Consider the following 18,296-nt stretch of genomic DNA (forward strand, 5'->3'; position numbering starts at 1 on the left):
ACAACAGTCCGCCGTAGAGGGAGAGACCCCGCAGCAGGTTGAGGAACAGCAGGCGCCCGCATCCAAGAAGCGTAAGCAGCAGGCTGAAGGACAGCAGCCCACTCTGGAGGAAGGCACTCCACAGCAGACCGAGGAACAGCAGGTGCCCACGCCGAAGAAGCGTAAACAGCAGGCGGAGGGTCAGCAGCCCGCCACAGAGGAGGGCATGCCGCAGAACGCCGAGGAGCAGCAGATACCGGTACCCAAGAAGCGCAAGCAGCAAGCCGAGGGGCAGCAGGAAGAGCAGAAAGCCCTGGAGAAAAATGCCGCACCGTCCGCCGAGCAGCCAACGCCACAGACCGGCGAGGGTGAGCAGCAGCCGGTTCCAGGCTCCGAACAGCCCGCAACGGCCGAGCAGCGCCAGGGTGAGGAACCTCAGGCCAAGCCTGCTCCGGTTGTCGTCGACAAGCGAACGAAGGAAGAAAAGCGCAAGATCGCCCAGGATCCGGCGGCGACCGACGAAACCGTTGTGCTTCCGGTCGATAACGGCGCGGCTGTGCTCGACAGTGACAAGGACGCCGACAAGTCCGGTGGCGACCAGGGGCGCGAGGCTCGGCGCAAGCAGCGCGAAGAATTACGCGTCCAGGAAAAGAACGTAGCGCCGCCGACGGATGACGCCGCCGCTCAGGCCGAAATCTCGGCCGACGTGCGGCAGGCGGTTCCGCAGAGGATCGAGGCCGGGATCAAGGAGGAAGGCCGACGTGTCGACGCGGCGCCAGCCTTTGCGGTTCCCGACACCACGAACATCGTCAACAACACCGTCATCAACAACACGGTGATCAACAACACGACGGTCAACAACACCACGAACAATGATGTGACCGAGGTGCACGTGGTCGAGAGGCACGACGATCGCGTCGTCCTTGGCGTCGGCGACCAGATCTTCGTGCGTGGCGACGATCGTCCGCGCCTGCGCCACGACGCGCAGGAAGCGTACTACGACGAGCTTCCGCGCGGCCGCGTTCGTGAGACGATCGTGCGCCCGGGCGGCTACCGGATTGTTACCGTCTATGACCGGTATGGTGACGTGTTGCAGCGCTCACGCGTCGATGGCGACGGCAACGAATATGTGCTGATGTACGCACCGGACTATCAGGACGAACGGCGCCCGGCGATTGTCGACGTTGGCTATGACCTGCCGCCGATGCGCCTGACGATCCCGGTCGATGACTACATCGTCGACTACTCGCAGGAACCCGATCGGGATTACTACGAGTTCCTGTCTGAACCGCCGGTCGAGCGCGTGGAGCGTGTCTACACCATTGATGAAGTGCGCAATTCGGCCCGTCTCCGTGACAAGGTCCGGCGCATCGATCTCGACACGATCCATTTCGAGACCGGCAGTGCCGAAGTGTCGATGTCGCAGGCAAAGACATTGCGGACGGTGGCCGACGCCATGCAGAAGGTACTCGGCAAGGATCCCGGTGAAACCTTCTTCATCGAGGGGCACACTGACGCTGTCGGTTCCGACCGCTCGAACCTGGTCCTCTCCGACGAGCGTGCCGAGTCCGTCGCGGTCCTCCTGACGGAAGTCTACGGCATTCCGGCGGAAAACCTGGTGACGCAGGGCTATGGCGAGCGCTTCCTGAAGATCAGCACGCAGGAGCCCGAGGAGGAGAACCGCCGCGTGACCATCCGCCGCGTGACACCGCTGGTGCGCCCGGTCGCGCAGCGATAACGGAAATCTGCACCGCCATGCGTCGTTTCAGATACATGGCGGTGCAGCATGCCGAGTACTTCTTTCGTAAGGCGGACATGACTGCGGCGTATCGCGGTCAATGCGGACCTGCCGCACATTTTTCACTGGAACGAATAATCGGCCGGAACCATCTGGGTTTCGATGGCGAAGGTGACCTCGTCGCCGAGTTCGGGGATCGCGAAATCCAGCCCCCATTCACTGCGGCGGATACTGCCGGTTGCCGAGAAGCCGATCTTCGGGACGCCCATCATCGGATGCTCGGCCATCGAGCCGTTGAAGGTGACGTCGAGTGTTGCCGGGTGCGTCTCGCCGCGGAAGGTGAGAAGACCTTCGACGGTGCCGGTCTTTTTGCCCGTGATACGGACCGCCCTGGAGACGAAGGTTATCGGCCGGGCGGCGAGGAACGTGTCCTCACCGCCGATTTCGGCATCGAAGTCCACTTTTTCCGGCCAGGGATAGTCGGTGCGGACCGATAGCGGATCGATCGTGACGGAGAGGGTGGAGGTATCCGGCCGGTCCGGCTTCCAGTCGAGCCGCGCGTCGACCCTGGTGAAGCGTGCAGTGTAGTGGGAAAGGCCGGAATGGCTGAACGACCAGTTGAAACTCGAATGCGAAGGGTCGGTCTTGTAGGCGCCGGCGGGCGCCGGGTCGCTGGCGGCGGCAAGAGCGACGGTGCCGGTGGCAAGAGCGAACGAGAAAGCAATAATGCGAAGCATGGATGTTTCCTTGATTGCGGAATGATGGCGCCGGCTCAAGCGGCCCTGTCACGACCGATCGCCTGGACACGCTCCCAGACGCGTCCAGGCCGGGGGACGTCGAGGTCGAACACGCTGTTGAATATGTCGGCGAGTTGGTCTGCGCTGGTGATGCGCTGTTCGCTGAGGCCTTCCGCCGACACGCGGCGCAGGCGGTCATTCTGCAGGGCGACATAGCCGTCCGCCGTGTGCCGCAGGACCGCAAGTGCATTGGTGAACGGCGAGCCCGGATCCTGCATCAGCCAGCCTTGCGTTGCGGCCATGGCCGCCTCGTCGCTGTGGTCGGGCCGGAAATCGAAGCTCTTGGCGATGCCGTGTGCGTGGTTGTTGAAGCGCAGCCAACCACCATCCGCCGGCATGATCGAAAAATCGAAGCCGCGCTGGCTGAACGGCCCGAGGGCAAGCGGCACCGGCTCGACGATGGCGTCCGCCACGCCGACCTCAGCAAGATAGGGACGGTCGAGATCGACGCGCAGGGTGAGATGATTGCCGATGGCGATGTCGCCGAGCTTTTCCCGCTCGACGCCGCCGCAAAGGCGGGTCACGCGGAAGCCGAGGGCGGCTAGTGCCGCACCGAAGAGGCCATTCATCTCGTAGCACCAGCCGCCGCGCCGGCCCTCGACCATCTTGGCGAAAGCCGCGGTCGGGCTGATGGCGGAGGGCCATCCCATGAAGGCATCCAGTGCCTCCCAGGTGAAATTCATGAGATGGGCGCGATGCAGTTGCGACAGGCTGCGAATATCGAGGCAATCCGGATGCTTCATCCCGATCCGGACGAGATAGGCCTCGAGTTGTGCTGCGGTCAGTGTCATTCCGTCTTCATTCGAAGGCACGTGTGTCATCCTTCGGTCTCCTTTCAATGGACCGCTACTGAGCTTGCGGTGCGTGTTTCAGGTTGGTTCAGGCGACCTGACGGTTGTCGTCAGGCAGAAAGGTCAGGCCGAAGCCCTTGGCGACAGAGGCGATCTGCTCCCGTGTTTCGGGCCTGCAGAGTTCGACGATGGAAAAGAAGTCTTCAAACCCGCCTGGCGTGACCACGACCATCAGGTGGCCTTCTGCTTTCCCGATATTGCGGAAGCGGTGTGGCACGCCACGCGGCAACGCGATGCAGCCGCCGTCGGTGAGTTCCACATAGTCGCCGGCGCACCAGAAGCCGAAGCGCCCGGCAAGGACGCGGATCAACTCGTCCTCCCGCTCGTGCACATGAAGCGGCGGGCCTTCGCCGGCTGGAATATGGGCCTCGAACATGCCGAGCGAACCGCCTGTATTGGCTGCCGTCATGCGGACGATGTGTTTGCCGAACGCCATCGCCGGCGTCCCATGTCCCGGCGGAGTGACCGCCGCATAGGTGAACTTCTTCATTTCTCTCTCCAGGTTCGGATGCATCCTCGATGCTTTCGCTCATGCCGAAGGCCGCAGACATCCCGTCTCCACCGCGGCGTTCGGGGCGAAGTCGATATGTTTCGCCCGGGCGACACAGGGGCCGTCCAAGAGCGCTGATTGGTGGATTTCCAGGCCGTCCAGCCGGTACGGCCCCTCTATAGCGCACCGCAAAAACCGGCGTTCCTAAATGAATATGCAAGGCGTCCCTAATATCCTAAAAGTTTGCTAAGAAGGCCAAGGACACGCTACGGGGAACGACAGTGAAGCTCGACGACAAGCTCCTCGACTTTTTCAATCGGCCGCTGATGTGCATCATTGCTGTCGCCGACGAGACGGGCCGCCCCTCTGCGGGACGCGGCGTGGGCTTCCAGCTCCTCGAAGACCGCGAGACGATCGACGTCCTCTTTTCCGACTGGCAGTGGCCGCGCCTCGAGCCCTGCATCCGGCAGACCGGGCGCATCGCCGCCACCTTCGTCAGCCCCTCGGATTACGTGAGCTTCCAGTTGAAGGGGTTGGCTTCGATGCGGAAAACGGAAACGGCCGACCTCGATCGCGCCGATCGTTTCATGACGGCAGCGACGGACGAACTCGAGTCCCTCGGTGTGCCCCGGGACCTCATCGCGCCATGGTTGACAGCGCGCGAAACGAGGGTCGCCCGGCTGGCGATCAGCGAAATCTATGTCCAGACACCGGGTCCGCTCGCCGGCATGCTGGCCGGGGCGAGGTCGCAATGAACCTGCGGCTTTCCGATCTTTGCGCCTGTTTCGAGGGTGTCATCCCGTCCATCATCGCCACGGCTTCGGCCGATGGGATGCCGAACATCTCCTATCTCTCCCATGTAGTGCAGGTCGATGAGGAGCATGTCGCGCTCTCCAACCAGTTCTTCGCCAAGACGGCGGCAAACGTGCGTGCCAATCCCAAGGTCACGTTGATCCTTGTCGACGGCTTCACCGGAGACCAGTTCCTGCTCGACATCGGCTTCGTGCGATCCGTCGATGCCGGCGCACTGTTCGACAAGATCGCCCGCCAGCTCAAAGCGAGCAGCGCGCAGGTCGGCATGTCGGATGTCATGCGGCTCAGGAGTGCCGACGTCTTTCGCGTTCACGCGATTGAAAAGGTTCGCTCACCGGTGGAGACCGGTTCGACCATGGCAGGTCGCGCGCCCGTCAGCCTTCCCGCCCTTTCGGAGGCGATCAACGCCATCGAGCGGCAGGCGGAAGCCGACGAAATCATCGACAGCCTGCTCGGCGAGGTCCAGCGTGTTCTCGGATACGGCAACGCGCTCGTGCTCATCCACGACCACCATCGCGGTTGCCTGATCACCACCGGCAGCATCGGCTATGAGCGCTCGGGGCTCGGATCGGAAGTCGCCGGCGGAGAAGGATTGATCGGTGCTGCGGCAACGAGCGGCCAGACGGTCAAGGTCAGCGACATGAGCCGCGTACGTCGCTTCGGCGAGGCCATGGGCCTGGAAACGGAGGGCGCCGAAGACGCCACACGCACGGTCGGCTTCCCGCAATTGCCGCGGGCCATGAGCCAGATCGCCGTCCCCATGACCAGCCGCGGCACCGTAGCGGGCGTGCTCTATGTTGAAAGCACGGAACGGCTGGCCTTCCGTCAGGAAGACGAGGCGGCTCTCGAAATCCTGGCGAAACAGGCTGCCAGTGCGCTCAGAGCCAGCGAGAGGGAGGCAGCCGCAGCTGAGCCGCGGCAGGCCGTACCCGCACCTCAGCCGGCGGTCAACGGGCGAGCAATCCGGGTTGCTCATCACCGCTTTGATGACAGCGTGTTCGTCGACGGCACCTACATCGTGAAGGGCGTCGCCGGCACATTGCTGCGGCTGATGCTCGACTGGCATCTGAGCGACGGGCGAAGCGAATTCACGAACAGGGAAATGCGGCTTGCGGCCGGCGCCCGCATGCCGGAGATCAAGGACAATCTGGAAACCCGGCTCCTGCTGCTCCGTCGCCGGCTCGAAGAAAAGCACGCGCCCATTCGCCTTGTTCGCGTCGGCAGAGGCCGCGTCCGGCTGGAGGCTGAGGGGTCGCTGATGCTCGAAGCGACCACGGGTGATGGGCTGTGACCCGGTACCGCAGCACCTTTCGTCCCGGAAATTGATGGACCAGATCGCTCCGGTGGAGGCGTGAGCTGTTAAATCCCGGACCCGTCGAGCTCTTCTTCATCGTCGCCTTCCCACGGGGTGGGCATCGACGTGCGAGTGAGATTGGCCGATGGCATCGGCATCCAGCACTTCAGTTCCGGCTCGGCGTATTCGATGATGCGCCCGGGGGAGGAATCAGAAGCACGCCAGCCTTCTGCACCGAACTGATCGCCATTCGACCAAAATGCGAGGTCGACTTCCGCCGCTCCCTGTTCGGACGGTCGGATCGTGACGAGGATCCGACTGCCGTTTTTCGGCGCACTTGCCATGTGACGCCAGTTGTCTGGCTCGGCCATCATTTTTCCTCCTGCCTCGCTACAGGTTGCAAGTGTCGCCGCGCGATCGAAAACGGTCAACTCAAACTTTGCGCAACCCATCGTCGGGAGATTGCCGGTGGCAGTCTGCCGCCCTGCTATCCATCAGCTGCAGGTCACGCTCTTGGGTTTTCAAGGACTTGGACACGCCAGTCATACCGGCGACAACTCCGATCGTGGCAAACGGGAGGATACGAAATTCGGCCGCCGGACAAATTCGACAGCGCCGTGTTCCCCGATGCAACGGCCCCTTAAAGGTACTTGGCGATAGCCTTGAGTCCATCGAGCGCCAGCCGCTGGTGCCGGTCGATGCCGCCGATCGTGTCTTCCAGGCAATGGTCGAGATGATCCTGGATCAGGGTGCGCTTGGCGTTGGTGATGGCCTTCTCAACGGCATGGAGTTGTTGCGTGATATCGAGGCATGGGCGACCGTCCTCGATCATGGCGATCACGCTTCTCAGGTGGCCTTCGGCGCGTTTCAGCCGCTTCACGATCTCCGGATGGGTCTCGTGCCTGTGCTCGTTCATGAAGGTTTCCTGGTCGTTGAAGCGTGATCCGTTTTGCGGAGAACCGTGACTTGGCGTCTACGCTTTCAGCCCAAATAGGTTCTCGGCGTTGCGGAAACAGATCTTTTCCATGTCCTCGGCCGGGAGATCGAGCCCCTCCAGGATCTTGATCGTGTCGCGGATGTAGCCGGGACCCTTCTCCGGATCGAATGGGGAATCCGATGCGAAGAGGATGCGGTCGCTGCCATAGAACTCCAGGCCGCAGAGCGTCGCAGCGCGGGAGCCGAACACGGCGGTGTCGGCATAGAAATCCTTGAAATAGTCGAGCGGCCTCTTCTTCAGCCGTTGAAGCACCAAGGAGAGGTCTTCATCCGATGTCCGCTTGCCGAGCTGATCCCAGCCCGGGCCTACGCGGCCTTCGAAATAGGGCACCATCGCACCCATGTGGTGGGCGAGGACCTTGAGATCGGGCAGGCGATCCATGAACCCGGAAAACACCAGGCGCGCCATGGCCGCGCTCGTTTCGTAGGGCCACCCGAACGTCCACCAGATCTCGTACTTCGATTTGTCCTCGGTCGCATAGTCGGGCATGGACGCGGTGCGTGAGGGGTGCAAAAGCACAGGCTTTCCATGCCGCGCCGCCGTCTCGAATATCGGGAAGAAACGTTCTTCGTCCAGCGGCGCGCCGTTGACGTTCGTATGGATCTGCAGGCCGTTGGCGCCAAGCTCGGTAAAGGCGCGTTCAGCCTCTTTGAAAGCCGCCTCGGGTGCATTCATCGGCAGGGCGGCAACGAAACCGGCGAAGCGATCAGGGTGCGCGTTCACCAGGGCAGCCAGGCCGTCATTGCCGATACGGGCCAGTTCTGTCGCCAGTTCCGGGCCGCCCATCGCCTCCAGCGGCGGCATGCCAAGAGAAAGGATCTGTGTGTAATCCCGAAACTGGTCAATCACCCGGAACCGCGTTTCAAGATCATGGATGCAGGGAACGCCCTGCATGCGCCGACCGATATCCTTGCCCGCGCCTTCCAGCTGCTGGATCCGGTCCCATAGGGCTTTGGGAAAGAAATGGTTGAATGCGTCGATGTAATGCATGAGTTCCTCCGGACGACCGATGAAGCCGGTCAACTGCGTTTCAGGCGGCGCACGAGATAGGCAAACGTCGCCTTGAACATCTCGTCGCGAAACATGTGCTTGCGCTTGGCTTGGACGTCCTCCGGCCTGCCAAGCGCCTTTGCACCTCCGGCTGCTTCCACCCAGAGCTGCATCATGCAGGCGTTCTCCAGCGACAAGGCGAGATAGACGGCTTGCTCAATGGTCGGTGCAGCGGTGACGAGGCCGTGGTTCTGCAGCAACATCGCGCCGTGGGTCCCCAGTGTCGTCGCCACCGCGCGGCCACGATCTGCCGTCGTGATGAGTTCGGTCGTTTCGGAAAAGACGGGAAGTCCTTCCGCGAAGATCGCACCGGGATGGCCTATGGCCTGGAGCGGCTTGCCAAGTGCGGAAAAGCTGACGGCATGCGGCGCATGGGTATGAACGACGGCGTTAATGTCGGGGCGCGCGCGCAACACTTCGGAATGGATGTAGACCTCGTTGTGTCGGCCATGGTCGCCCTCGATCTTTTCGCCATCGAGGCCGACGGTAATGATGTTGTCGAGGGCGATTTCCTCAAGGCCGATCTTGGACGCCTTCATGTAGAAGCGGTCCGGGGCGTCGGGGACGCGCAGGGAGATGTGACCGCGGGTCCAGTCCCCTTGTCCTGCCTGTTCCAGAATGCGCCCGGCTTCGATCATGCGCTGCTTCAGCTCGTCGTGCACGCCGGCCTCCGTTGGTTTCGGCGGCTGTTGGCAGTCCGTCGCCTGCCAGGCCGGCCTGAATTCGTTGAGTTCGGTGGGGGTGGGACAGCGGTCACACACGGTGCTTGTCACCGCGCTTTCGACCCTGCGAGAGGTCGACAAAGAGCTCGGAGAGTTCGACCTTCCTGTCGATCAGACCCTGTTGCAGGGCGTAGCCGACGGCCGTCTCTATCGTCCTTATGTTTTGATCGTTGAGGCCGTAGGCCCAAGGGTCGTCGCCCAGGATCGCCTGCTGCTCCTCCCAGGCCTCGCGATACCAGGCCAGCGGCACGATGCGCGGATTTTCCATGCGCTCCATGGCGATGCGCTTGGCCTCGTTGAAGGCCTGGTAAAGGTTGATCGGTACCCAGGGATGACGCGCGACGATTTCGGGACGGATGCCGAGCACGTGCATGATGGGAAAGATGCCGGTGCGTCTGAAGTACTCGACTTCCTCGCGCTTGTAGTCAGGAAACAAACGTCCGACGCGCGGATCCTTCTCCACGATCGGATCGATCAGATCGGGGTGGAGCAGGGCGTCGATTTCGCCGTCGACCAGCATCTGCTCGACAGACTTGTCATCCGGCAGCCGATGCAGTCTGAGGCCGGCGGGGGGCGTGAAGTCGACATCTTCGTCGAGCTCGGCGTACCAGTCCATGGAGGTATGCGGTACGCCGTACTCGCTCTCCAGCAGACCGCGCTGCCACAGGGTCGCCGTCACGAGATAGTTCTTCACGCCAACCTTGCGACCGATCAGGTCTTTCGGTTCGCGGATGCCGCTTCCTGTGTTGGTGTAAATGAAGCCATGCCGGAAGCGGCGGTGCAGGAAGACCGGAATCGCTTCGAAGGGCAGGCCACGGCCCTTGGCCGCGATGTATGAGGAAAGCGAGACCTCGGCCACATCGAATTCACGATTTCGCAGGAAGCGCCAATGTCGCGTGGTGGAGTCCATCTCCGTCAGGATGGTGAGTTCGATGCCGTCGGGCCTGACCGTACCTTCCTTGAGGGCGCGAACGATCTCGTAGTCGCCGCACGCGAGCGTCAGCTCCAGCTTTTTTGTCATGCTCTCCTCCTCTGCGGCCCGTAATCGGACGGCGTCGACACCATGCTTCAGTCGCAATTTCTTGTCCAGGGTTTTTTGTTAAATCTCAAATTATGAGATTTTATTAAGATTGACATTGACGAAAGAAATCGCCCTGCAATACTGAACGGACGAGAGATAAGGCGGAATGCGCGATCGAAATGCCGAGAACGGTTGCCGAAAAGCCAACCGCAGCGTTCACTCATATTTGATGGAATCCCATAATGTATGAAGCGGATGTCGTTATTGTCGGAGCCGGTCCAGTGGGGCTGACGCTCGCAATCGATTTGGGACAAAGAGGGGTGCGCTGCATCCTGCTTGAGAAGAAGGAGAGTCCCGAATTCCTGCCGAAGATGGAGCGCTGCAACGCTCGCACCATGGAGATCTTCCGGCGTATGGGGTTGGCCAAGAAGATCCGGGCGGCGGGTCTCGACGCATCGGTGCCGATGGACGTCTATGTTGTGCTCTCGATGAGCGAGCCTCCATTGCTCCGACTGCCCTATGCCTCGGTGTCGCTGGCGCAGGAGGAGATCGCGCGATCCAAGGATGCTGCGCTGCCGCTCGAGGCCTACCAGTTGATATCGCAATACACGCTGGAGCCGCTGCTGAAGTCTGTCGCTGAAGCGCTCCCGACAGTTTCGGTCCGCTATGGCTGCGAGTTCCTGTCGCTGGAGCAGGACGCGCACGGGGTAACGGCGAAGATCGTCGACGGCAAGGGAGGTCTGGGCGAGATCCGGGCAAAGTTCCTGGTCGGTTGCGATGGCGGTGGGAGCCCGGTGCGCAAGCAGCTTGGGATCAAACTGCGTGGCGAGGGAAATCTCCTGCATCTGCGGCAGGCGCTCTATTCCAGCCAGACATTGTATGACCGGATCCCGATCGGCGATGGTCCAGGCAGGGGGCGGCACTTCCATGTGGCGGACGGGCAGGCGACGTTCCTGATCATGCAGGATTCCACCAGGCATTGGACGTTGCATGCCGTCGTCGAGCGCGACGAAGATATGGCGGAGCAGTTCGAAAAGGCGGTCGGTGCGCCAGTCGACTACACCATGCTTTACGTCGGGCAATGGAAGCAGAACCTGCTTCTGGCCGATCATTACGGTGTTGGCCGGGTTTTCCTTGCCGGTGACGCGGCCCACCTGGTGATCCCCACCGGCGGGCTCGGCATGAACACGGGCGTCGGCGACGCTGTCGACCTTGGCTGGAAGCTTGCGGCCGTGCTGGAAGGATGGGGCGGCCCCAATCTTCTCCGATCCTATGAGATAGAGCGCAGGCAGATAGGCGATCGCAATGTCGGAGCGTCTCGCTATGCGTCGCTCGGCCGCCGCAAATGGCGCGCCCAGTATCGACCGGACATTCGCGACGCGACACCGCAGGGCCAGGCGACGCGTGACAACCTCAGGAGCGTCGCGGATGTCGAGCAGCGCAAGACCAACGAGATGATCGGGGCCGAGCTCGGATATCGCTATGTCGGGTCGCCTGTCATCACCGACGAGCCGGGCGGGCCGGAGCATCTCTTTCGCGAATACCACCCGACGACGTGGCCAGGAGCACGCCTTCCACACATCTGGCTCGATAACGGCGCGGCCGTGCAGGACCTGATTGGGAATGGCTATACCTTGCTGCGGCTGGGTGGAGCCGGCGCCGACAGCGGGGGGCTGGCGCAGGCGTTCGCTGCCCGCGGCGTACCTTTCGCGGCCGTTGACATTGCGGAGCCAAGAGCCCGCGACATCTATGGCTATGACCTGATCCTGGTCCGGCCGGATATGCACGTCGTCTGGCGTGGCCGGCAGGCGCCGGAAGATGCGGATGGGCTGGCGGCCATGGTGACCGGTCATTGAGGAAAGGGGGCCGCAGGCCCCAGGAGGGACCGCGGCCCGGACGCGCGATCGTGACAAATCGGCGCTATTGCTTCTCGAAGGCTTCATGGCCGAGGCCCAGGCTCGGAAAGACCAGCGACTTGATCACCACCGGCACGGCGCCGGAAGTCTCCAGCATTGCGCCAATATCGATGAAATCGAATTCGTCGAGCTTGATGCCGTCGATCGAGATCACCCGTGCGACATTCGCCTCTTGGCGGCAGTGCATGCCGACCAGCCCGCCGATATCGCCTTCGCCGACAAGAATGAGCGGGTGGCCCTTGGCAAGGATCGGCGCAAGGCCCATCAGCACCCCTCGGCAGAAGCCGTCGAGCCGCCCGTAGCTTGCGGAGCCTTCCCACTCGTAGCAAAGCCCAACCGGGCTTTCGCCTTCGACAAGGTCGAGCCTTGCGAGCGCGTCGCTCACGGCCTCGGCGATGGAGCCGGTATCGATTTCTTCGCCAAAGGAGAGCGATGGCTTGATCACGGGGACATTGCGGATTGGTAACGACCCCAATGGTTCGACGTAAATCGTGCTGCCGCTAACCTGCACGGTGTATTGCGACGCGCCGACCACGGTCGCGCGGATACCCTGCTGCGGGATCTCCAATGTCGGTGGCCAACCCGCAAGCTTCTTTCTCAGAGCCGCCGCGAGCAACGGGCCGAGATCGCCGAAACGCTGCTCTTCCCCAGCATAGAGGAATTCCGAGACGCCACCGGATATGGTCACGACATCCGGAAGTGGCCCGGCCGGTAGGGCCGGGAGACGGAGCAGGGTCGTTGTCTGCGGCCGCATTGATCCACCCTGCATCGTCTCGAACAGGCACTCGACCATGGTGTTGGCAATATTGCCTGCGTCCGTCTCCGCGAGAACAGCTCCAAGGACGACAGAAACGCCGGCCTGGGCTGCAAAGTATTGGCCTGCTTCCTCGATGCGGGTCACGCGGCGGTCGTCGTCGAAGGCGATGACGCGCGCGCCGATGTCGATCGCGGTGATGTGCCGGATCGAACCGCCTTCGCAAAATGCGAGCTTCGACGTGCCGCCGCCGATATCGACGTTGAGTACGCGGGTATTTGCCTTTGCCGAGCGCGCGACGGCGCCCGAGCCGAAGGCGGCGAGCGTGGTTTCCAGGCCGTCGCCTGCGCTGACGACCACGAATTTGCCGGTCTGGGCGGAGAAGATGTCGCCGATTGCGCGCGCATTGCTTCTGCGCACCGCGACACCGGTCAGGATAAGGGCACCGGTATCGATGGCGTCAGGTGTCAGACCGGCGGCGTCATACTGCTGCGCAATGAAGGCGCCGAGCGCGTCGGCGTCGATCTCGTTGTTGCCTCGATAGGGCGTCAGCAGGACGTCCGACTGGTGCAACAACGTGCGTTCGACCACCATATAGCGGGTGTCGAGCCGCTCGAGCACGATGCGCGAGAAGGCGAGATGCGAGGTGGAGGAGCCGATATCGATGCCGACGCTTGTCAGCACGATTTCGTCCTCCAGCTCCATGCTGCGGCCGATGTTCGAAAAGAATATGCGACCGCCCTGTTCTTCCTCGTCGTCGGCCATGGGTCAGACCACGGTCGACAGCTTCTTCGAGGTGTCGGCCGGCTTTTCATACCATTCCGGCTTCATGCGCACCTCCACGTCGTTCTTCTTCAACAGCGCCTCGTATTCCGCACGGATATGGGGATCCTCCATCCAGTAGGGGATGGCGGTGCCGCCCTCGTTGACGTCGATCGCCGTATAGTCGGTGTGCTTCTCGCCGGGTGCGCCCGGGTCGCGGCCAGGGTTGTGCGGGCCAAACCAAGCCGTGAGGCGGAAGGGCTCCTTCGACACGCTGAAATGCTGGTGATACCAGCGGGCGCCGCCGGGGGCGGCGGTGACCATGCCATAGGGGCCGTAGTCCAGCCGGCGCACGCGATGGCCGTGGCCGTCTTTCCACGGATTGACGCCGCATTCTTCCGGCCAGGTATAGGTGTAGCCTTCGCCCTTGAGGCAAATGAGGATCGCTGCCGAAGTATGTGCATGGGCCTTCGAGTAGCGACCATTTTCGTGTTGGCCGATCCAGTAGTAGAAGGCGTTGTTGGTCATGAAGGGTTCGACGCGGCGGTAGCCGACGGAACGGCGATTATCGAGGGGCAGGTCGCAATTGACTGCGTCGGGCAGAAAATTGGTGCGGCGCATGGCAAGGCCGCGCACCGGATCCGGCTCGATCTCCTCTCGGTATTTGTAGAAGTCGTCCGCGCCTGAGAAGCGATCGCGGAAGACGAAGGGGTTGTTGAAGACTGCCTCGACGTTCTGGATCTGGTTCAGCACATTCGGGGCAGTCGTGCCTCCAAGCAACAGCGCGGGGCTGTTGGTGGCGTTGACGATGCGGTGCATGGCGTTCATCGGGATGGAGAACATCGAGCCCTCCTGCCATTCGAAGACATGCTTCTTGCCTTCGCCTTCGATCCAGACCTCCGTCGAGCCGCGTCCTTCGACGACCAGATAGATCTCCTCGTACATATGCTTTTCGGCGTTCAGTGCGCCCGCTGCCGGGACTTCGACGAGATGGCAGCCCCACTTCGTTTCCGTGCCGTAGAGCTGGATATACGTGCCGCGACCGCCGGTGCGCTTCCAGGCCGTCAGCGGCAGATTCTTCACATTGGACACGCCGAGATCACGGAAGACGGGAATGCCTTCGCTTTCCATGAACTGATCATACGGGGTGGGCTGCTTCTTGAACTCGCCAAAGCCGGCCTTCTTCGTTCCGGCTGGCTCATGCCAGTGCGTGCCGGTTCCGCCGCCAAGTGGGTCCTGATGCATCGTCGTCTCCTCTCAAATCCGGTTTCAGGAGGGGATTCGATGCATTGCGCCGCACGGCAGCGATCAACCCTCTCCGGTTGGAGAAGGACGCTAAACAGATGCCCATCGGTGCGGTAGCGCGATTTCGGAAAGGGCTTGTTTCTGAGGGGAAGCGACAGGATCAGCCGTAGGCGATGGTCTTGGAGATCACACCGGCACAAAAGGTAACGCGTTCGGCGATGTCCTCGAGGGACCGCGCCTGGATTTGACCATCAGGCAGCGTCAGGCTGAGGCTTCCGATGATCTCGGACTGGGCATCGAAGACCGGGGCAGCGACGCCTGTCACACCCGGTGTGACGTCGCCTCGCGTGCTCACCCAGCCGCGTTGGCGCTGTTCGCGCAGGATCGCCTTTGCATCCTTCAGCGTCGTGCCAAAACCCGCTTCGGCGAACTCGCCCGTGGCCTGCCCGTGAAATTTTCGCAGTTGATGATCGGGCAGATAGGCGAGGATCGCGAGCGAAGCTGCCCCATGCAGCAGCGAACGCCGACGGCCCCGTTCATAGCTGGAGTGGATCAGATCGGTGCCGCTTTCCTGGTGCACGCACATCACCTCGAGGCGGTAACGGCGGCAGAGGAGTGCAATGCCGCGAAACTGGGCCGCCAACTCCTCCATGACCGGTCGCGCCGCACGGATCAACACGTCGCCCGTGCGGATCTTGTAGTCCAGCTCGACGATGCGCGGGCCGAGCATGTAGCCGACTGATGGAAGCGACGTTAGCAGCCCCGCATCCGTCAGGGTCTTCAGATAGCGGTACAGAGTGGATCGGGTGTAGCCGAGCCTTTCATGCATTTCGTCTATGGTCACGGTTACGGCGTTCTCCTCACCGTCGAACAGGTCGAGGAGCCCGAGCATCTTTTCATGGCTATTCAAGCGAGGTGGCTCCCCGAAATGGCGAATGGAGGCCTCACAAATGGACGAAAAGCGGGGCGATGTCGCAACGGCATGTCTCTCAGCTCGGGTTTGCAAGCGGCGAGAACCGCCGCCGCGCCGGCCGCCGGCGCCGGGAAGGCGGGCGGGCCGAAGCAGCGGCCATTGTCTGTCAGCATGAAGCGGCCATCAAGCGGTTTCGACAGCGACCCCGGCAGGCCTGTGGCCTGGGGCCGTTCAGGCTTCTGCCGCCCAGGTCTCGGGGAAGACCCCTTCGCGGATGGCGCCGAGCGTGTAGTAGTTCCAGAGTTTGCGGATGTGGTGGCCGCGGCGGAAGCTGTGCGAGAAGGATTCGATCTCCGCTTCCGTCAGTGGCTTCGGCTTGCCAAGCGCGCAGGCGCGATAGGCAGCCTCGGCATTCTCCACGAGATGGACGGAATCGATGAAGACCCCACGCACGGTTTCGGCCGTTACGATCTGGCCGTGTGCGCGGATCTGCATGGCATGATGGTCGCCCAAAGTCTTCACGATCGCTCTGCCGCGCTCGGCGTCGTCGACGTGCGCCGGGTCGGGATGGACCGGAATGCCACTCTTCCAGCGAATGGCGTGGTTTTTGAAAGCGCGCAACGGCACGTCTTCGACGAGAGTGAAGACGTTGGTGACGTCGTGGTGGAAATGGGCGATCGCATTGACGTCGGAGCGGTGCCGATAAATCTCACAGTGCAGGAAAACTTCGGATGGCGGCCTGACACCGGACGGGCCGACCACCACCTTGCCGTCAAGATCGCAGATCAGGAGGTCCGGTGGACCGACCTCGGCACGACTTTTGTTCTGGGGCTGAACAAGAAACGTTTCTCTTCCCGGAAGCCGGGCCGATACGTGGCCGCTATACTCGAGGATTTTCATGCTGTTGAGCAGTCGGGTGCTCATGGATACGTCCAGCCTGAGCGTTTCCTCAGAGTGCCCATCCTGCACGCCCGTCCCGTGTTCCACTAGCTTCGGCTCTGTCATTTCATCCTCCATTTTTGATAAATCCTAAAATATGGGATTTTTGCAAAATGACAAGCGGTCGCGGTGATCGCCGAGCTAGACCTCGATCAGCACGTGATCGTCCTCGATGACCACCTTGTAGGTTTTTACCGGGACCATGCACGGCGGCGCGACGACTTCGCCGGTGCGCAGGTCGAACGCGCCGTTGTGGAAGTCGCATTCGATCGTGTGGCCGTCGAGATAGCCTTCCGACAGCGAGCCAGGGCCGTGCGTGCACAGGTCGTCGGTCACGTAGAACACGCCGTTGACGTTGAATACGGCGAGGACGAGGTCACCCTCCTCAACGCGAATGGCGCTGTCCCAATCCACCTCGCTCGTCGAACACAACCGGATTGTGGTGCATGCCTCGGCCATTTTGCAGTTCCTCCTCTGAGATTCAGGCGGCGCTTGACGACGCCCCGTTGGGCGAGTACGTTCCTTAAAAAGAAACGGCGTTCCGTATGAAGGAACGGTCACAGGATAGACGATCATTCAAGAACGTCAACCCGAATTTCCAGCAGCCAGCCCTCGGGCAACAGCTGCGGATCCGGGGCGACAGGGAAACGATGCTGCACGGGCAGCTTCGATCTGGAGGAGAGAAATGCTCAAGAAGGAACAGAACGATCTACTGACCCAGACGGGTCCGGGCACGCCGATGGGCGATATGTTCCGCTGCTACTGGATCCCGGCGTTGCTTGCCGAGGAATTGCCGGACAACGATTGCGCGCCGGTTCGGGTCAAGCTGCTTGGTGAGCGTCTGCTGGCATTTCGCGACAGCGAAGGGCGCTATGGCCTTATCGACGAGTTCTGCGCGCATCGCGGCGTCTCGCTCTGGTTCGGTCGCAACGAGCAGGGCGGCCTGCGCTGCCCATACCATGGGTGGAAATACGACCACACCGGACAGTGCACGGAAGTTCCTTCGGAGCCGAAGGAAAGCGGCTACTGCGGCAAGATCAAGCTGAAGAACTATCCGCTGGTCAAGATCGGAGACATCCTGTGGACCTATATGGGGCCGGCCGACAAGCAGCCGCCCCATCCCGAATGGGAATTCTCGCTTGTTCCTTCGGAGCAGACCTTCACGTCGAAGCGGTGGCAGGAGTGCAACTGGCTGCAGGCCATGGAAGGCGGCATCGACTCCAGCCACGTCTCGTGGCTGCACAGCGGCAGCCTCAACAGCGACCCGCTTTTCAAAGGCGCGCGCGGCAACAAGTACAACATGTCCGATTCCCGTCCCTTCTTCGAAGTGACCGATAGCGCCGGCGGCCTCTATATCGGCGCGCGGCGCAATGCGGAGGAGGGGCACTATTACTGGCGGGTCACGCCGTGGGTCATGCCGTCGTTCACCATGGTGCCGCCGCGCGGAAACCACCCGGTTCATGGACACTTCTGGATACCGATCGACGACGAGAACTGTTGGGCCTGGAGCTTCGACTATCGTCCGGAGCGCGCTCTGACGCAGGAAGAGCGGCAGGCAATGATCGACGGCAAGGGCATTCACGTGGCCTATGTTCCGGGCACCTATCGCCCTCTCGCCAACAAGGACAACGACTACCTGATGGACCGCGAGGCCCAGCGTAAGGGCACCACCTATTCCGGCGTAGAAGGCATCGCCATGCAGGATGCCTCGTTGCAGGAAAGCATGGGGCCGATCGTCGATCGCTCGAAAGAAAACCTCGTGTCGACCGACAACGGCATCATCATGGCCCGCCATCGCCTGATGAAGGCGGCGCGGGCGCTGCGTGACAAGGCCGTCACGCCTCCCGGCGTGGATCCGGCCCATCACCGTGTCCGCTCCGCGGCAATCGTCCTGCCGGTCGAAAAATCCTATGTCGATGTCGCCGAAGAGGCGCTCGTCGTCATCGAGGGCAAGGCACCGACAAGCGTCTGATCGAAAGGCGCCGCCGGCACTTATTCGTGGGAGTCGGCGGCCG

The 18,296-nt window shown here is 62.1% G+C and carries 18 protein-coding genes; 5 read left to right on the forward strand and 13 right to left on the reverse strand.

Going from position 1 to position 18,296, the window contains the following annotated elements:
* Window positions 1-1,717: OmpA family protein (locus tag I8N66_RS02805; protein WP_291149388.1), on the forward strand; the 1,717-nt coding region annotated here is incomplete at its 5' end.
* 122 nt (window positions 1,718-1,839) lie between these two features.
* Here I8N66_RS02805 and I8N66_RS02810 read toward each other — a convergent pair.
* From I8N66_RS02810 to I8N66_RS02820, 3 genes are read right to left on the reverse strand one after another with little or no spacing between them, the layout of a single operon-like run.
* Window positions 1,840-2,454: a YceI family protein gene (locus I8N66_RS02810; protein WP_113536992.1), complete on the reverse strand. Its 615-nt coding sequence runs from the start codon at window positions 2,452-2,454 to the stop codon at window positions 1,840-1,842.
* Window positions 2,455-2,489: 35 nt separating this feature from the next.
* Window positions 2,490-3,335: an arylamine N-acetyltransferase gene (locus I8N66_RS02815; RefSeq protein WP_291149393.1), complete on the reverse strand. Its 846-nt coding sequence runs from the start codon at window positions 3,333-3,335 to the stop codon at window positions 2,490-2,492.
* Between the two features lie 58 nt (window positions 3,336-3,393).
* Window positions 3,394-3,855 carry a cupin domain-containing protein gene (locus tag I8N66_RS02820; RefSeq protein ID WP_291149396.1) on the reverse strand — a complete coding sequence of 154 codons (462 nt, stop codon included), beginning with the start codon at window positions 3,853-3,855 and terminating at the stop codon, window positions 3,394-3,396.
* 281 nt (window positions 3,856-4,136) lie between these two features.
* On the opposite strand from I8N66_RS02820, the gene I8N66_RS02825 reads away from it, so the two are divergent.
* Entirely contained in the window at window positions 4,137-4,610 is a 474-nt protein-coding gene (locus tag I8N66_RS02825) for a pyridoxamine 5'-phosphate oxidase family protein (protein ID WP_113536995.1), read from the forward strand.
* Entirely contained in the window at window positions 4,607-5,959 is a 1,353-nt protein-coding gene (locus I8N66_RS02830) for a GAF domain-containing protein (protein WP_291149401.1), read from the forward strand. The genes I8N66_RS02825 and I8N66_RS02830 overlap by 4 nt, the downstream gene beginning before the upstream one ends.
* Window positions 5,960-6,027: 68 nt before the next feature.
* Here I8N66_RS02830 and I8N66_RS02835 read toward each other — a convergent pair whose 3' ends face one another.
* From I8N66_RS02835 to I8N66_RS02855, 5 genes are all read right to left on the reverse strand, one after another.
* Window positions 6,028-6,333 (reverse strand): hypothetical protein, encoded by a 306-nt coding sequence (locus I8N66_RS02835; protein WP_113536997.1) that lies wholly within the window; start codon window positions 6,331-6,333, stop codon window positions 6,028-6,030.
* 269 nt (window positions 6,334-6,602) lie between these two features.
* Window positions 6,603-6,878 carry a metal-sensing transcriptional repressor gene (locus tag I8N66_RS02840; RefSeq protein WP_291149405.1) on the reverse strand — a complete coding sequence of 92 codons (276 nt, stop codon included), beginning with the start codon at window positions 6,876-6,878 and terminating at the stop codon, window positions 6,603-6,605.
* Window positions 6,879-6,935: 57 nt separating this feature from the next.
* Entirely contained in the window at window positions 6,936-7,949 is a 1,014-nt protein-coding gene (locus I8N66_RS02845; RefSeq protein ID WP_291149408.1) for an amidohydrolase family protein, read from the reverse strand.
* 29 nt (window positions 7,950-7,978) lie between these two features.
* On the reverse strand, window positions 7,979-8,671 hold the full coding sequence (locus tag I8N66_RS02850) for a class II aldolase/adducin family protein (protein WP_291149410.1): 693 nt from the start codon (window positions 8,669-8,671) through the stop codon (window positions 7,979-7,981).
* A gap of 91 nt (window positions 8,672-8,762) precedes the next feature.
* The gene (locus I8N66_RS02855) at window positions 8,763-9,752 is read right to left on the reverse strand and encodes an ABC transporter substrate-binding protein (protein ID WP_291149412.1); all 990 of its coding nucleotides are present in this window, start codon (window positions 9,750-9,752) and stop codon (window positions 8,763-8,765) included.
* Between the two features lie 242 nt (window positions 9,753-9,994).
* Here I8N66_RS02855 and I8N66_RS02860 point away from each other — a divergent pair, with 242 nt between their 5' ends.
* Window positions 9,995-11,608 (forward strand): FAD-dependent monooxygenase, encoded by a 1,614-nt coding sequence (locus tag I8N66_RS02860; RefSeq protein WP_291149415.1) that lies wholly within the window; start codon window positions 9,995-9,997, stop codon window positions 11,606-11,608.
* Window positions 11,609-11,672: 64 nt separating this feature from the next.
* On the opposite strand, the gene I8N66_RS02865 is transcribed toward I8N66_RS02860, so the two are convergent.
* The 5 genes from I8N66_RS02865 to I8N66_RS02885 all read right to left on the reverse strand — a co-directional run bounded on the left by I8N66_RS02865 (window position 11,673) and on the right by I8N66_RS02885 (window position 16,740).
* Window positions 11,673-13,187, reverse strand: coding sequence for an ethanolamine ammonia-lyase reactivating factor EutA (locus I8N66_RS02865; RefSeq protein ID WP_291149418.1), 1,515 nt, complete (start codon window positions 13,185-13,187; stop codon window positions 11,673-11,675).
* A gap of 3 nt (window positions 13,188-13,190) precedes the next feature.
* Window positions 13,191-14,429 (reverse strand): cupin domain-containing protein, encoded by a 1,239-nt coding sequence (locus I8N66_RS02870; RefSeq protein WP_291149420.1) that lies wholly within the window; start codon window positions 14,427-14,429, stop codon window positions 13,191-13,193.
* A gap of 160 nt (window positions 14,430-14,589) precedes the next feature.
* On the reverse strand, window positions 14,590-15,339 hold the full coding sequence (locus I8N66_RS02875; protein WP_291149422.1) for an IclR family transcriptional regulator: 750 nt from the start codon (window positions 15,337-15,339) through the stop codon (window positions 14,590-14,592).
* 234 nt (window positions 15,340-15,573) lie between these two features.
* Window positions 15,574-16,347, reverse strand: a complete 774-nt coding sequence (locus tag I8N66_RS02880) for a class II aldolase/adducin family protein (RefSeq protein ID WP_291149424.1) — start codon at window positions 16,345-16,347, stop codon at window positions 15,574-15,576.
* A gap of 75 nt (window positions 16,348-16,422) precedes the next feature.
* Entirely contained in the window at window positions 16,423-16,740 is a 318-nt protein-coding gene (locus I8N66_RS02885) for a non-heme iron oxygenase ferredoxin subunit (protein WP_113537006.1), read from the reverse strand.
* Window positions 16,741-16,966: 226 nt separating this feature from the next.
* Between I8N66_RS02885 and I8N66_RS02890 the strand changes: the two genes are divergently transcribed.
* Window positions 16,967-18,253: a Rieske 2Fe-2S domain-containing protein gene (locus I8N66_RS02890; protein ID WP_113537007.1), complete on the forward strand. Its 1,287-nt coding sequence runs from the start codon at window positions 16,967-16,969 to the stop codon at window positions 18,251-18,253.
* Window positions 18,254-18,296: the final 43 nt, after the last annotated feature.

It is taken from the genome of Ensifer sp. SSB1 (genome assembly GCF_016652895.1).
Lineage (GTDB): Bacteria > Pseudomonadota > Alphaproteobacteria > Rhizobiales > Rhizobiaceae > Ensifer.

What these genes read in the sequence shown, in the direction of transcription:
- I8N66_RS02815 (WP_291149393.1), bottom strand. Translation starts at nt 3,335, where the DNA reads ATGACACACGTGCCTTCGAATGAAGACGGAATGACACTGACCGCAGCA.
- I8N66_RS02835 (WP_113536997.1), bottom strand. Translation starts at nt 6,333, where the DNA reads ATGGCCGAGCCAGACAACTGGCGTCACATGGCAAGTGCGCCGAAAAAC.
- I8N66_RS02870 (WP_291149420.1), bottom strand. Translation starts at nt 14,429, where the DNA reads ATGCATCAGGACCCACTTGGCGGCGGAACCGGCACGCACTGGCATGAG.
- I8N66_RS02885 (WP_113537006.1), bottom strand. Translation starts at nt 16,740, where the DNA reads ATGGCCGAGGCATGCACCACAATCCGGTTGTGTTCGACGAGCGAGGTG.
- I8N66_RS02855 (WP_291149412.1), bottom strand. Translation starts at nt 9,752, where the DNA reads ATGACAAAAAAGCTGGAGCTGACGCTCGCGTGCGGCGACTACGAGATC.
- I8N66_RS02890 (WP_113537007.1), top strand. Translation starts at nt 16,967, where the DNA reads ATGCTCAAGAAGGAACAGAACGATCTACTGACCCAGACGGGTCCGGGC.
- I8N66_RS02820 (WP_291149396.1), bottom strand. Translation starts at nt 3,855, where the DNA reads ATGAAGAAGTTCACCTATGCGGCGGTCACTCCGCCGGGACATGGGACG.
- I8N66_RS02860 (WP_291149415.1), top strand. Translation starts at nt 9,995, where the DNA reads ATGTATGAAGCGGATGTCGTTATTGTCGGAGCCGGTCCAGTGGGGCTG.
- I8N66_RS02840 (WP_291149405.1), bottom strand. Translation starts at nt 6,878, where the DNA reads ATGAACGAGCACAGGCACGAGACCCATCCGGAGATCGTGAAGCGGCTG.
- I8N66_RS02845 (WP_291149408.1), bottom strand. Translation starts at nt 7,949, where the DNA reads ATGCATTACATCGACGCATTCAACCATTTCTTTCCCAAAGCCCTATGG.
- I8N66_RS02865 (WP_291149418.1), bottom strand. Translation starts at nt 13,187, where the DNA reads ATGGCCGACGACGAGGAAGAACAGGGCGGTCGCATATTCTTTTCGAAC.
- I8N66_RS02810 (WP_113536992.1), bottom strand. Translation starts at nt 2,454, where the DNA reads ATGCTTCGCATTATTGCTTTCTCGTTCGCTCTTGCCACCGGCACCGTC.
- I8N66_RS02830 (WP_291149401.1), top strand. Translation starts at nt 4,607, where the DNA reads ATGAACCTGCGGCTTTCCGATCTTTGCGCCTGTTTCGAGGGTGTCATC.
- I8N66_RS02880 (WP_291149424.1), bottom strand. Translation starts at nt 16,347, where the DNA reads ATGACAGAGCCGAAGCTAGTGGAACACGGGACGGGCGTGCAGGATGGG.